Here is a 14,173-nt window from a genome sequence, read left to right as displayed (position 1 = left end):
TCAAGCCGCCGAAGGTTCTACTTTTGAAATGTCTGCTTGACGGGGAAGCTTACGCAGCCTCACGCGTCACTGCAGCATCGCCACCATCGACGATGAGGACAATCTTGCCTTGAATATGACCCGCCTCAGCGCGCTCGTGGGCGGCAGCCGCTTCCGAGAGGGGGTACGTGCTATCGACCGCGACGCGAACGGTCCCGCTGTCCAGCAATCGGCCTAACTCGGCGAGTTGGGCTCCGTTGGATCGTACCTGTGTTGCAGAGACCGTAACGCCAAGGTCAGCGGCTTCATCGTGTCCCGCGAAGCCAAGCGGAAAGATTGGAAAAAGCGCGCCGCCGCGACGTATCGAACGCAAGAAGCGACTGGCTGTCGGGCCACCTACTGCATCGACGACGAGGTCCACCTCGCGCACCGAGTCTTCCGCCTTAATTTTCGTGTAGTCGATGAATTCGTCTGCGCCGAGATCGCGCAGAAATGTCTCGTGTCGGCCTGACGCGACAGCTATCACGCGCGCGCCCTTGTGTTTTGCTAACTGCAGTGCGAGGTGACCGACACCGCCGCCGGCGCCATTGATCATGACGCTTTTGCCTTCCAACGGGATCGGGTCGTGCCTCCCGGGCTGCAGGGGATTGGGTTCGCTGTGACCCAGCTCTATCAGGTACTGCCACGCGGTCAGTCCCGACATCGGCGCTGCAGCGGCATGAACATGGTCGAGGCCGCGAGGTTTTAGCGCCAGATCCGATGCCGGTGCCGAAACGTACTCTGCATATCCCAGGCTTTCGCCAAAACTTGGGAATCGGATCATTCCAAAAACTTCGTCACCCGGCGAAAACGCTGTGACATCCGGGGCGACAGCCTCAACGATCCCGGACACGTCCGAGCCGGGTATGGCCGGCAACTCGATCGGCGGTCTCCACTCGGGGGGGCAGCGCCTTGTACCCTTCTCTGAGATACCAATCTGGAGGATTGAGGCCAGCCGCATGCACTCGGACGAGAACCTCGCCTAGCCTGACGGCGGGCTTTGGAGCATCCTCGTAGCGGAGTACGCCGGGAGCACCGAATTCGTGGAAGCGGACTGCCTTCATCAATATCCTCCCGTCAAACGCGTTCAAGAAGAGCAACGGTGCCCTGGCCGCCGTCAGCGCAGATGCTGACGATCCCGCGCGACCCCACCGGCAGGGCCCACAGTTCCTGCACCGCTTGGCTAAGATCGCGTGCGCCGGTCGCCCCGAAGGGATGTCCGATGGCTACCGAACCGCCATTGGGGTTGACTCGATTCCAATCGAACTCCCCCATGGCGGCCTCGACGCCGGCCTTTTCGCGTACCCAATCCGGATCGGCGATGGCCGCGACATTAGCCAACACCTGGGCGGCGAACGCTTCGTGGATCTCCCACAGAGCGATGTCGGAGAAGCCGAGGCGATGCCGCGCGAGCAAGCGCGGTATCCCGTAGGAAGGCGCCATCAGGAGCCCTTCCGTATGGAGGTCGACTGCCGACACTTCGTAGTCGACGAGCCGCGCGAAAGGCGTACCGGCGGGGAGTCTCCTCAGCCCCGCGTCGTTGGCAACCCAGCAGCCGGCCGCTCCATCGGTGATGGGGGAACTGTTGCCGGCCGTCAGGCTGCCCTGTCCGCTCTCCCGATCGAAGGCTGGCTTTAGGGCGGCGAGGCGTTCGGCAGACGTATCTGCTCGCGGGTTCGCGTCGCGCGCCAGCTCCGGCAGAGAGATGACAAGGTCATCGAAGAAGCCGTTGTCCCAGCCGGCGACGGCTCGCTGGTGGCTCTTCAGAGCCCAGTCGTCCTGTGCTTCGCGCGAGACACGCCAAGCTTTGGCGGTCTCTTCCATGTGATCGCCCATCGTCCGACCGGTGATACGGTTGGCCCACCCCTTGGTTGGGAGCACGAAGTCGCGCGGCGTCAGCGATTGCAGCGCCGAAAGTGCCGCGGCCGGATCCTGCCCGAACAGATCGGTCAGTCGCTTGGATGCTTCAGCGGTTAAGGCAAGCGACGGCCTGCTCATGACCTCTGCGCCGCCGACCATTGTCAGGTCTGTCCCGCCACCAAGCAGTCCTGCCGCAGCGAAGGTTGCAGTCATGCTGGTCGAGCACGCTAGGACAACGGAAAACGCGGGGATGCTGGGGTTGAGCTTGGCGTCCAGCCAAACTTCCCGAGCGATGTTGCTCCATCCCAGGTTGGGTATGACGGTTCCCCAAACAGCCAGATCGGGCTCGGCTAAATTCGCCATCGCCTGGACCACGGGCACGGATAACGAGACCGCGTCGTAGTTGGCCAACGCCCCGCTACCTCGACCGAAGGGTGTCCGCAGCCCAGCCGCTACGAAAACAGGTTCAGCAAAGCGACTCATACTGATCTCCTGGGAATCGGAAGTTGAAGAAGGATGAGCGTGGGCGGTTCGCCGCGTTTAACCACCATAGCGCTCAGTCTTGATGATTGAGGGGTCGAGGCCTGCCGAGAGCGCACCGTCCGTTGCGATGTTGACGAAGCCGTTGGAGCCGCAGACGAACACCTGCGAAGGGTTTCGGCCGAGACGGGAGATTGTCTCCTTGACCATCAAGCCGTCGATGCGCCGATCAAAGTCCGACGCGCGCAAGGGCGCCTCGCGGGTGATCGCCAGCGCCAAGCTGAATGCTGGATCGTCCGTTTCAATTGAGTGCAGTTCCCTGGAGAACAGCACGTCTTGGGCGGTCCGCGCCGACAGGAGCAATGCAACTGGGACCGTCTGCGCTAGGGATCGGCGCTGGCGGATCATCGCCATCAGCGGCACCACGCCGGAGCCCGCCCCAATCAGTAGGATTGGCTCGTCGGCAGGCTCCGGCCATAGGAAATGGCCACCGAGCGGCCCACGGAGTTCGATCTCGTCGCCGGTTGCTGCAATATCATGGAAGAACGGTGAGACCTCGCCATCGTGAAGGCGCTCGATGGCGAGTTCGAGGATCGGAGATGAAGCGGGCGACGAGGCGATCGAATAGCTGCGCATCGCGGTGTAGCCGTCGGGCGCGGTCAGACGGACATCGACGTGCTGGCCCGCGAGATGAGCGAACGGGTTCCCCAGCCGCAGGAAGAAGCTCTTGATACTCGGAGTCTGTTGGACGATTTCGTCGATGAAGCAGGACTGCCAAAACGCGGGTTGCGCGCCGATCTCAGTCATGGGTGTATCTCTGCTCGCGCCAAGGATCGCCGTAGATGTGGTATCCACGCAGCTCCCAGAAGCCGGCTTCATCACGCGTTGTGAATTGCAGCGCGTTCACCCATTTTGCGGACTTCCAGAAGTATAGGTGGGGAACGAGTAGGCGCGCCGGTCCTCCATGATCGCGTGGAAGTGGCTGGCCCTCGTAGTTCAGAGCGATCATCGCCTTCGCCGACAACATGTCGGCCAAGGGAACATTCGTCGAATACCCGTCGTAGCAATGCGCCAAGACGAAGTCGGTTGGCCGCTCAATCCCTGCTGCCGCAAGGATGTCCTCGATGAGCACGCCCTCCCATGCAGTATCGAGCTTGGACCAGGACGTCACACAGTGAATGTCTTTGGTCACCTTCGTCTTAGGCAGCGCGTTGAACTCGCCCCAATTCCAGACCTTAATGGGTCTCGGGCCGATCTTGACCGTGAACTTCCAGTCGGATGTCTCAATGCGCGGCGTCGGTCCCGCTGTCAGAACCGGAAAATTTTCAACGAGGTGCTGACCGGGCGGGATTCGGTTCGAGTGGTCGCCGCCTGAACCGCGGCCGGTAAAACCTCTGGTGACCATGTCGAACCCCCTTGCTTGTCACGACAGACCGGAGCCGGGTTCATCACAGACTATTAGGTACAACAACTTCGCGTAAGCAAAGGTCGAGCTTTCCGATAGGCTGAATCTTGGATCACCGGCGTGTTTTGCGATATAACAATAGTTTCGCCCGCTATGAGCTGCGACGATTGCATGGATACTATAGCGGCATATCGCCAAGTTTGACCAATGCCTGTTCGCTATAGTTTCGATAGCTTTTTGCAACGGTCGCAACTGCATTCCCCTCGGCAAACTGCAAGGGTATGCTCCCTCGCGCCCACGCTTCGCTGCGAGCGTGGATGCGCGTTGCGCGACAATGAGAGATCAAGATGACCATCCAGACCGAGATCATCGGTGCGCTCAACGTCTCCGTTTCATTCGAAGCGCCACGTGAGACGGTAGGCCGAACCAGGTTTCTTAGCGACTACATGGAGAGATCGGGTCTTCGCGCATTCATCCTGGGCATCAGCGGGGGTATCGACTCTCTCACTGCAGGTCTGCTTGCGCAGTCGGCTGTGAGGACACTGCGCGAGCGCAGTTACGACAGTGAATTCGTGGCAGTTCGATTGCCATACGGCACGCAGGCCGACGAAGCCGACGCGCAACTTGCCCTGCAAGCGATCAAGCCCGACCGAACAGTCACGATCAATGTGAAACCGGCGACGGACAATATCTGGCAAGAGGTGTTGAATGCTGGTCTCGCCCCCGCAGATCCAAGCGAACGCGATCTCGTGCTCGGGAACATCAAGGCGCGTCAGCGCATGGTGGCGCAATTCGCACTTGCAGGCAGCTTGCGGGGCTTGGTCATCGGGACGGACCATGCTGCGGAGGCGGTGATGGGATTCTTCACTAAGTTCGGCGATGGAGCAGCCGACCTCTTGCCGCTAGCGGGCTTGAACAAGCGGCGCGTGCGCGCGATAGCATCGTACTTAGGCGCACCGGCAAAGCTGATCGGCAAGGTTCCTACCGCAGACTTGGATGATGGCGCGCCGTTGCGACCGGACGAGGATGTCTATGGCGTAACCTACGACCAAATCGACGATTTCCTCGAAGGTAAAGCCGTGACTCAGTCAGTTGCGGGGACGATCGCCAGCGCATACCGCGCGACGGCGCACAAGCGCACGCTCCCTGTGGCGCACAGCTCGAGAAGTGGCCGTCAAGAGCGCTGAGGGAGAACCGCCCCACCAACGGGGTCCGAGGTATGGAAACTATACTGAGCAGCTATTGGTATTGTGGATCGTAACAATTCATAGTCGCTGCTGCGGAAATCTTGGTTTCCTGAGGCATAGATCGGAAGAAAACTCGATCGAATCGATCAAGAGACCTCAAGCCATAGAGCGCAGATCAGGACAGCAGTTCGCCTGCCGCCGCAATGCTCGGCCAGACATCGGGCTTCTGCATTGAGGTTGGAGAAAGCGGATGAGCGCTACCGGAGCACAAGCGCCCGAGCTTCGTGTGCAACATTGGATCGGCGGAGACGGACACCGCCTTGACGTACCCCTCAAGCTCTCGGACATCGGTAGCGGACCGAAGATTCTGTTCGCGTTCCAGCACTGGTGCCGTGGTTGCCATTTGCATGGCTTTCCCACGCTTCAAAGATTGCATAGGGCGTTGGAATCCAGAGGCGTCGGGTTTGCGGTCGTCCAAACGGTTTTCGAAGGCGCGCAAGAGAACACATTCGAAAAACTGCGCGTCAATCAGCTCCAGTACGGCTTACCTGTCGCCTTTGGTCACGACGAGCCGCCACCAGGTGCACCGTTCCCAACGCTCATGGGGGATTATCATACCCGGGGAACGCCTTGGTTTGTGGTGATCGATGCCGATGGCCACATTGTCTTCTCTGACTTCCATCTAGATGCAGATCGTCTTGTGGCGGAACTGGAGCGGGCGTGACCTATGCCGCGTTGGCTGATCCTCACCGGGACTCACATCCTCGTCATGTCCATAGGCTTCGCCGGTGGGATCTATCTGCTGCCGATACTGACTGCGCCGCCTGCGCCCACTGAAGCCGCGCTCCAGATTTCTGCTTCGAAAGCGGTCTACGTGGGGCGGTTTGCACGCGATCTTAAGGGCAGTGATCTACTGCACTGGGGTGACGGAGAGGTTCGTGTTGCGCCCGATCGGATCGTGCACCTTGGGCGTCTGTCTCCTGGTCCGGATTACAAAGTCTACCTCGCGCCTCGGTTTGTAGAAACCAAACAGGACTTCCTTGAGGCCAAAGGCTCTTCAGTTCTGCTGGGAGATGTGAAGACCTTCGCTGGGTTCATCGTGGCGGTGCCAAGAGGCGTCGATGTTGACGATTACAGCGCAGTTGTCATCTGGTGCGAGGCGTTTGATCAATTCATCAGCGCTGCCGAGTATCGAGTTCCGCGACAGGCTCTGAAATGAGCCGGGCAATGGACAACATGAAGGCTGCTTACACGCGTGGTCTCGTCCTCGCGCCAGTAGCCGCCTTGCTGTTGAGCGTCGCCATCTTGCTGCTCGGCAACGGGCTACTGGGCACGCTTTTGATCGTCAGAGCTGGTCAGGAGGGCTTCTCGGCCGCCGCGATCAGCGCGATGATGTCGTTCTACTTCGCAGGCTTCACGATTGGCGCGCTGGTCTTGCCTCGCATCATTGTGTCGGTGGGGCACGTGCGGACCTTCGCCGGCTTTGCGGCGATCGCATCGATGACCGCCCTTCTCCATGTAGCGTTCGTAGATCCGGTAACTTGGATGCCGCTTCGGCTCGTGACCGGCTTCGCATATGCGGGTATGATCCTCGCAACGGAAAGCTGGCTCAATGCCCACGCGGTTCAATCCACACGCGGTCAGCTTTTGTCGATTTTCGGCGTTGTCTCAATGGGTTCTTGGGCGACCGGACAGGCGCTCCTCAACATCGCTCCACCCGCCGATGTTACACTTTTCCTCATCGTCTCGCTGCTGATATCTGCCGCAGTGGTTCCGATCACTCTACTTCCCAGTCATTCGCCGGCCGACGTACGGCACGAGTCGGTTGCATTCAGGGATCTCTTTTCAGTTTCGCCCTTGGCGTCGATCGGCGTCTTCTTGGCCGGGCTGGCCATAGGCGGCTTCTGGGGCATGGGGCCCAACTTTGCGCAAAGGATCGGTCTCGACGTCGCCGGCATCTCCGCCTTCATGGCCGCGGTTCTCGCAGGAACGCTTGTGTTGCAATGGCCACTCGGTTGGCTCTCCGACCGGGTGTCCAGGAACCTGGTCATCGCAGGAGCGGCGCTGGCATCCGCCATGGCAGCCATCGGCGTGTCGGTGGCGGCAGACGCCCCTTTGCCCGTCCTTCTTGCGGCGGGAGCGCTCTTCGGCGGTTTTGGCATCCCGATCTACTCGCTGTGTCTCGCCGCCGCGAACGACGACCTTCCTCCAGGGCGGCTGCTCGGCACCGCGCGAGGGCTTCTGCTGCTCAACGGGATCGGAACGGCGGCCGGACCACTTGTCGGGGGAGTGGTGATGGATCGTGTCGGGCCCGGTGGGCTGTTCGTCTATGCTGCTGTCCTGCTGACCATGCTAGCGGTGTTAGCGGGCCTACGCGGTCGAACTCGCTCCGCAATCGAGGTAAAGGCGACACGTTGTCCGAACACGCCGATGATCACCGCCTCTCTCGATGCGATGATACGAACCAAGGACGAGCCGCAGAGCGTTCGGAACTAGCGCTGCGGCCCCGGCGACCGTTTGCTATGAGACAGCTTCGACCTTCAGCTCTCGGCCGTTGAATTGAACGGTCTCGCCGGCCTGAGCCCCGTCGATTACCTCGAAGATCGGCGCCATCGTCGATATGCCCATAAGCTCGCGCCCATGGCAGACGAACTTGTCGGTTGACACCGCGACGACTGCGTATACCGATCGTGTTGACCATTTGTGCCAGTGCCTCCTGAACTAGGTTCCGATCTCGACCAATTGCCGTGCGACATGACTCTATGGCGTTGACCGCACAAACGCCCTCGACCGGTTAACCGTTTGGTGCCTGGCAATTTGCTCCTGAACGCCTTGCTGTTGATTGGCCGACTAGGGCTTCTGCTCGGCAGCTTCCGCGAGGCCAGTCTCAATGTTCTGATTCAGCTGGCCGCATGCCACCTGCAGGTTCCGGAATAGCCGGTCCAAGCTTTCGAAGGCATGGTCCTCGTCTCGTCCGTACGCCCAGAAGTTCAGCATGAGGTGTTGTCCATGCCCAGGGTCGTCTTCTGCGCAGCTGAAGTCGCTGTCGGATACCCACTCGCCCTTGGACAGGGCGACCTGTATGACCGGGTTGAGTGTGAAGCCGACGACCGCCTCTGATGCGGGAAAGGCAGGGTCAACCGCATTCAGGATCGACATCAATTTGCCGCACAGCCAGTGCGCCGTTTGATCCATACCGTTGTAGGGCAGGTGCCGGTAGAGCAGGACCAGCCGGCCTTCGATGGCGACCGGGAGGGCACTATTTGCGTCCTGATGCCTGGAGGGCGGCCGCAACGCGCAGTCGCTGGTCTCCAGATGCGAGTTGGGTCCGTTGAGTTCCCTGATCAGGCCGTAGAACGTCTGGATCGCCCGCCTGTGTGCGTATGGCGAGAAATCTTCTAGCGTGGCCTCGATGCTTTCGGGGCAGGTCTTGAAGTCAACATATCCATGCTGTTGCGGGTTTGCTGCGACGTACGGGTGCAGACGCGGCATCGGATACGGCCTGTTGTCGTAATAGGTGATCACGGTTCATGCCCAGCTGGTGGTCAGATCGCTGGCACTATCTCCTATCGGTGGGAGGTGCTGCGCAGCTCATCTGCAGTCAGCTGTACCTGCCGCTGGCAGTTCATCCGGCGAATACATGGGTCATCTGGACGGGCAGCCGGTCGCTTGCGGTAAGTGGACGTTGCCAGTAAAATCCGCCCTAACATGCCCGCCACGCTTAGCCCTACCTCGGTAGGTGATGCGCATAATTGGCGGGTTTTTATTGCCTGAAATATGCATTACCCAAAGCATCCCCTGACCTTTTCAGACCAGTTGGCCCTTGTCCAGAGCAGGGGCTTGGCGGTCAACGACCCGGCGCGGGCCCTTCGCTGGCTGGAGCAGGTGAGCTACTACCGGCTAAGCGCGTACTTCCTGCCGTTTAAGCAAGGCGACCAGTTTTCACCTGGGACGGAGTTCAACGACGTCGCCGGGCTCTACATCTTCGATCGGAAGCTACGCCTGCTGGTGCTGGATGCCATCGAACGTGTCGAGGTGGCTGTACGCACCGCGGTCACCTACCAGATCTCCCACGCGCATGGGCCCTTCGGGCATGTCGACCCGGCCAACTTCGAGTCCCACTTTGACCACCCCCGGTTGATGCAAGACATCCATACCGAGGCGTCGCGGGCTGGAGAGACCTTCGTAACTCACTTCAGGGCGAAGTACACGAGCGAGCCGCACCTGCCGGTGTGGATGGCGACTGAGCTGCTCTCCTTTGGGATGGTTTCCCGGATGTACAAGCATCTGGCGCCGGCGTTGAAAAAGCCTATCGCCGTTCCGTACGGAGTACCGGACTGGATGTTCGCGGGCTGGATCCATGCCCTGAGTTATGTGCGCAACGTCTGCGCGCACCACAAGCGCCTCTGGAACCGCGAGCTCGGTATCCGCCCTACGTTGCCCACGCGCACGCGAGCGCCCGCATTGGCCTGGGCGGCTGGTGTACCTAACAATGGGCGCGTCTACTGCATCCTGGCCATCCTGCGACACATGCTCCTGGTGGTCTCGCCGCAGTGCCACTGGAAAGAGCGCCTGTTTGCCTTGCTGGACAGCCATCCCAGCGTGCCGCAAGCGTCGATGGGCTTTCCTCCCGACTGGAAGCAGCAGCCGCTCTGGCGGTGAGCTGACGGGACTAGAGCCACCGCCTGACGCGGGAGGCGTATTCGTCGAACGCCGACCCAAAGCATGCCTGCAGGGCGGCCTCTTCAGGCGGGATCTGGACACGGTCCAGATACAGCACGAATACGGCAGCGATCGGGAGAGCCGGCAGGCAGCGCAGCGCCACGATCCAGCCAACGAGGATGAGCGCAAAGCCCAGGTACATGGGATTGCGCGTAACCCGGTAGATCCCGCTGGACACCAGTGCAGAAGCGCGTTCCGGGCGCATTGGATCAACGGTCGTGCGCGCCCGCCGGAACTCGATCACCCCCGCGAGGGCGACCGCTGTGCCGATGCCGACCACGCCAGCGCCCCAGCCGAACCAAACAGGCGTAACGGCGCCCTCGTCCACGAAACGATCTATAAGCCACGCGAGCGCCAGCCCGGCAGCCAACACCACCAGCGGTGGAACCTTAGGTGCGTTCGTCACGCATGCCCTCCGTGGCTATCACAGGCCTGCGCCTCGACCTGCAGCGTCGCGTGCCCGATGTGGAAGCGTGTGGCAAGCAGGTCGGCAGCTGCCTCGCGCACAACATCCGGTTGAACGGCGCCGCCGAGCACCAGGTGCGCCGTGAGCACAGGCTCCTTCGATCCGAGCGCCCAGACATGCAGGTCGTGTATCTCTGCAACGCCGGGCACTTCTTCCAACGCAGTGCGCAGGGCGGCCATATCGACTCCCTGCGGCACGCCCTGCATCAGGACCTGACCGGCCTCGCGAAGCAGCGTCCAGGTGCGTGGCAGGACCCATAACCCGATCAGCACCGCAATGATGGGGTCGACCACTGTCCACCCGGTGATCTTGATGATGACGGCACCAAGGATCACGCCGACCGAGCCAAGCATGTCGGCCCAGACCTCGAGGTATGCACCCTTGACGTTGAGGCTCTGGCCACTGCCTGCCTTGAGCAGGCGCATCGAGACCAGATTGACCAGCAGCCCGAGCGCGGCGATGACCAGCATGCCGGTCGACGCCACCTCAGGCGGTTCGCGGAACCGACCTATGGCCTCCCACAGGATGTAGAACGCGACGACGAACAGCAGTACGCCGTTGATCATCGCGCCGATGGCTTCCATGCGCGCGTAGCCATACGTTCGTTTCGCGTCGGGAGGACGCCGGCTCAGCCGCACTGCGAACAACGAGATCGCCAATGCGAAGACGTCGGTGGCCATGTGCGCTGCGTCCGATAGCAGTGCCAGGCTGTTGGTGACCAGGCCGCCGATGACCTCGGCGACCAGGAACACCGCAGTAAGTCCGAAGGCGATCCAGAGGGGCTTCTCGTGCTTGATCTCGCCGGTGCCGTGATCGTGTCCCGCGCCCATGTCAGGCCTCCGCAGCTTGGTTGGATTGCGCCGAGGCATCGTCCTTGCGATGCATCCAGCGGTAGAGAACCGGTAGTACGAGCAGCGTCAGCAGCGTCGAGGAGACAATTCCGCCGATGACCACTGTGGCGAGCGGACGCTGCACTTCGGAGCCTGCGCCGACGTTCAGCGCCATGGGAACGAAGCCCAGCGACGCCACCAGCGCCGTCATCAGGACCGGCCGCAGTCGGCCCAGCGCACCGTCGACGACAGCCCTGTCCAGCGGGCTGCCCTGTTCGCGCAGGCTCTTGATGAAAGCGATCATGACCAGCCCGTTGAGCACGGCGACGCCGGACAGGGCGATGAAACCGACGCCCGCGGAGATCGACAGCGGAATGCCGCGCAGCGCGAGCGCGATCACGCCGCCGGTCAGGGCCAACGGAACGCCGCTGAACACGATCGCGGCGTCCTTGAACGAGCCGAACGCCATGAACAGCAGGCCGAAGATCACCACCAGGGTCACCGGCACGACGATGCCCAGTCTCCGGGACGCGGACACGAGCTGCTCGAACGTACCGCCGTAGTCGAGCCAGTAGCCTTCGGGCAGCTTGACCTTCTCGTCCATGGCCGACTGAAGGTCCGCGACGAAGCTGCCCAGATCCCGGCCGCGCACGTTGGCCGTCACCACGATCCGGCGCTTGCCGTTCTCACGGTTGACCTGATTGGGACCGAGCTGCGATTCGATGCGTGCGACTTCGCGCAAGGGCACCGTGCGGGCTTCGCCACCTCGCCAAGCGGCTTCGCGACCGGATTCGTCGGCCTGGTCGCTGCCGGCGCCCAATGCAATCGGCAGGTCCGCCAATGCGGCCGGATCCTGTCGGACCGATTCGGGCAGCCGCACAACAAGGTCGAAGCGCCGATCGCCTTGAAACAACTGTCCGGCCTCCTCGCCGCCCACTGCCGTCGCCACGGTCTCCTGCACATCGGACGGATTGAGGCCGTAATTGGCCAACGCCTGGCGGTCGGGCTCGACGGTGAGCAACGGCAGGCCCGTGACCTGCTCGGTCTTTACGTCAGCAGCGCCTTCGACCTGGCTCATCACCTTCTGCACCTGGGCCGCGACGCGCACGAGCTGATCGAGGTCGTCCCCGTAGATCTTCACGGCAACGTCGGCACGCACGCCCGAGATCAGCTCGTTCGTCCGCATCTGGATCGGCTGGGTCACCTCGTAGTTGTTGCCCGGTACCGTCTCAAGCAGCTCCTGGATCTCCCCCACCAGCACTTCCTTGGGCTTGCCCGGATCCGGCCAGTCCTTCCGGTCCTTAAGCATCACGAAGGTGTCGGCAATGGACGGCGGCATCGGATCGCTGGCCACCTCGGCGGTGCCGATCTTGCCGAATACACGCTTGACCTCCGGCAGCGTGGCCAGCGTCTCCTCCAGGGTCTCCTGCATCTGGACGGACTGCGTCAGGCTGGTGCCCGGAATGCGCAGCGCCTGCACCGTGATGTCGCCTTCGTCGAGGTTGGGGATGAACTCCGAACCCAGCCGCGTCGTTAGCAAGCCGGTCAGCACGACGAGCGCCGCCGCACTGCCCAGCACTGGCCAGCGATGACGAAGCGTCCAACTGAGCATCGGGGCGTAGCGTCGCGAGAACCAGGCCATGACCTTGTTCTCGTGCTCGGCCACGCGCCCCCCGAGGAACAGTGCGACGGCCGCGGGCACGAACGTCAGAGAGAGCAGGATCGCGCCGGTGAGCGCGAGCACCACCGTGATCGCCATCGGATGGAACATCTTTCCCTCGATGCCGGACAGCGCAAAGATCGGGAAATAGACCGCGGTGATGATGCCGACGCCGAACAGGCTCGGTCGAATGACCTCCGCGGTTGCCGAGGCCGTGGCGTCGAAGCGCTCCTCGTCAGTCATCACCCGGCCCAGGCGCTGCTGAATATCGCCAAAGCGCTTGAGGCAGTTCTCGATGATGATCACCGCGCCGTCGACGATCAGGCCGAAGTCGAGCGCGCCCAGGCTCATCAGGTTGCCGGACACGCCGCCGCGCACCATGCCCGTAAGCGTGAACAGCATTGCGAGGGGGATGACCGCCGCCGTGATCAGCGCTGCACGGAAGTTGCCGAGCAGCAGGAACAGCACGACAACGACCAGCAGCGCGCCCTCAATGAGGTTCTTGGCCACCGTCTTGATGGTGCGGTCGACCAGGGATGTCCGGTCGTAAACCGGCTCGGCGCGAACACCCTTGGGCAGGCTGGCGTTGGCCGCCTCAAGCTTGGCGCCTGCGGCCTGCGAGACATCACGGCTGTTGGCGCCCACGAGCATGACCACCGTGCCGATGACGACCTCTTCGCCGTTCTCGGTCGCTGCGCCGGTGCGAAGTTCTCGCCCTTCGCCGACGGTCGCGACATCGCGTACCCGGATCGGCACGCCTTCGCGCCGATCAAGGACGATGTTGCGAATAGCGTCGAGATCATCGACCTGGCCGGGCACGCGTACCAACAGCTGCTGGCCGTTGCGCTCGATATAGCCCGCGCCAACGTTCTGGTTGTTGGCCGACAGTGCCGTAACGATGTCCTCAAGCGTGAAGTTCAAGGACACCAGCGTCGCGGGATCGGGCGTGATGTGGATCTGCCGCTCGAACCCACCGATCGTGTTGACCTCGGTAACCCCGGGCACGTTGCGTAGCTGCGGCCGGATCACCCAGTCCTGCAGGGTGCGAAGGTCGGTCGGCGTGTAGCGCGTTCCGTCGGCTTTCCGTGCGTTCGGCGTGGCCTTGACCGTGTACATGAAGATCTCACCCATGCCGGTGGCGATCGGCCCCATCGAGGGCTCGAGGCCGGCGGGGAGCTGCGACCGGGCTTCCTGCAGCCGCTCGGACACCTGCTGACGTGCGAAGTAGATGTCGGTGCCGTCCTTGAAGATGACGGTCACCTGGGAGAGGCCGTAGCGCGACAGCGAGCGGGTGTAGTCGAGGTTGGGCAGGCCCGCGAGAGCGGTCTCGATCGGGAACGTCACCCGCTGCTCGGCTTCGAGCGGCGAGTAGCCCGGCGCTTCGGTGTTGATCTGGACCTGGACGTTGGTGATGTCGGGGGTCGCGTCGATCGGCAGCCGGGTGAAACTCCAGATCCCGATGCCCACGAGGGCAAGGGTGAGGAGAAGCATCAGCCACCGATGCGCGATCGCGAATCGGATGATTTTCTCGAGCATGGTCAGGCC

13 protein-coding genes are annotated in these 14,173 nt (G+C 62.1%); 5 read left to right on the top strand and 8 right to left on the bottom strand.

The annotated features are described in order from the left end of the window. Positions 1-49: 49 nt before the first annotated feature. The 4 genes from SPK54_RS11855 to SPK54_RS11840 form a co-directional block, all read right to left on the bottom strand. Positions 50-871 carry an NADP-dependent oxidoreductase gene (locus SPK54_RS11855; RefSeq protein ID WP_330948096.1) on the bottom strand — a complete coding sequence of 274 codons (822 nt, stop codon included), beginning with the start codon at positions 869-871 and terminating at the stop codon, positions 50-52. Between the two features lie 224 nt (positions 872-1,095). Further along, the gene (locus tag SPK54_RS11850) at positions 1,096-2,361 is read right to left on the bottom strand and encodes an acetyl-CoA C-acyltransferase (protein ID WP_099648616.1); all 1,266 of its coding nucleotides are present in this window, start codon (positions 2,359-2,361) and stop codon (positions 1,096-1,098) included. 57 nt (positions 2,362-2,418) lie between these two features. Continuing rightward, positions 2,419-3,165, bottom strand: coding sequence for a ferredoxin reductase (locus SPK54_RS11845; protein WP_099648617.1), 747 nt, complete (start codon positions 3,163-3,165; stop codon positions 2,419-2,421). Further along, complete coding sequence (locus SPK54_RS11840) at positions 3,158-3,763, bottom strand: sulfite oxidase-like oxidoreductase (protein WP_099648618.1); 606 nt, start codon at positions 3,761-3,763, stop codon at positions 3,158-3,160. The genes SPK54_RS11845 and SPK54_RS11840 overlap by 8 nt, the downstream gene beginning before the upstream one ends. A gap of 347 nt (positions 3,764-4,110) precedes the next feature. Here SPK54_RS11840 and nadE point away from each other — a divergent pair, with 347 nt between their 5' ends. The 4 genes from nadE to SPK54_RS11820 all read left to right on the top strand — a co-directional run bounded on the left by nadE (position 4,111) and on the right by SPK54_RS11820 (position 7,446). Further along, positions 4,111-4,950, top strand: a complete 840-nt coding sequence (nadE, locus tag SPK54_RS11835) for an ammonia-dependent NAD(+) synthetase (RefSeq protein ID WP_099648619.1) — start codon at positions 4,111-4,113, stop codon at positions 4,948-4,950. A gap of 250 nt (positions 4,951-5,200) precedes the next feature. After that, positions 5,201-5,674 (top strand): thiol-disulfide isomerase, encoded by a 474-nt coding sequence (locus SPK54_RS11830; protein ID WP_099648620.1) that lies wholly within the window; start codon positions 5,201-5,203, stop codon positions 5,672-5,674. A gap of 3 nt (positions 5,675-5,677) precedes the next feature. After that, positions 5,678-6,169, top strand: coding sequence for a DM13 domain-containing protein (locus SPK54_RS11825; protein WP_099648621.1), 492 nt, complete (start codon positions 5,678-5,680; stop codon positions 6,167-6,169). Positions 6,170-6,177: 8 nt separating this feature from the next. Then, positions 6,178-7,446, top strand: coding sequence for an MFS transporter (locus SPK54_RS11820; RefSeq protein ID WP_099648622.1), 1,269 nt, complete (start codon positions 6,178-6,180; stop codon positions 7,444-7,446). A gap of 354 nt (positions 7,447-7,800) precedes the next feature. Here SPK54_RS11820 and SPK54_RS11815 read toward each other — a convergent pair whose 3' ends face one another. Continuing rightward, on the bottom strand, positions 7,801-8,475 hold the full coding sequence (locus tag SPK54_RS11815; RefSeq protein ID WP_330948094.1) for a hypothetical protein: 675 nt from the start codon (positions 8,473-8,475) through the stop codon (positions 7,801-7,803). 315 nt (positions 8,476-8,790) lie between these two features. Between SPK54_RS11815 and SPK54_RS11810 the strand changes: the two genes are divergently transcribed. Next, positions 8,791-9,612, top strand: a complete 822-nt coding sequence (locus SPK54_RS11810) for an Abi family protein (protein ID WP_330948093.1) — start codon at positions 8,791-8,793, stop codon at positions 9,610-9,612. 10 nt (positions 9,613-9,622) lie between these two features. Here the strand turns inward: SPK54_RS11810 and SPK54_RS11805 are convergent, their stop codons facing one another. The 3 genes from SPK54_RS11805 to SPK54_RS11795 are packed head-to-tail and all read right to left on the bottom strand — an operon-like array spanning position 9,623 to position 14,164. Next, positions 9,623-10,078: an isoprenylcysteine carboxylmethyltransferase family protein gene (locus tag SPK54_RS11805; protein WP_330948092.1), complete on the bottom strand. Its 456-nt coding sequence runs from the start codon at positions 10,076-10,078 to the stop codon at positions 9,623-9,625. Next, positions 10,075-10,968: a cation diffusion facilitator family transporter gene (locus SPK54_RS11800; RefSeq protein WP_330948091.1), complete on the bottom strand. Its 894-nt coding sequence runs from the start codon at positions 10,966-10,968 to the stop codon at positions 10,075-10,077. Before SPK54_RS11800 ends, SPK54_RS11805 begins: the two co-directional genes overlap by 4 nt. A gap of 1 nt (position 10,969) precedes the next feature. After that, positions 10,970-14,164 carry a CusA/CzcA family heavy metal efflux RND transporter gene (locus SPK54_RS11795; protein ID WP_330948090.1) on the bottom strand — a complete coding sequence of 1,065 codons (3,195 nt, stop codon included), beginning with the start codon at positions 14,162-14,164 and terminating at the stop codon, positions 10,970-10,972. Between the last annotated feature and the right edge of the window lie 9 nt (positions 14,165-14,173).

Source organism: Thermomonas sp. LB-4, from assembly GCF_036409385.1.
Taxonomy (GTDB): Bacteria; Pseudomonadota; Gammaproteobacteria; order Xanthomonadales; family Xanthomonadaceae; genus Thermomonas.
The sequence above is the reverse complement of the archived record's forward strand: the minus strand, read 5'-3'. Positions and strand labels throughout refer to the sequence as shown.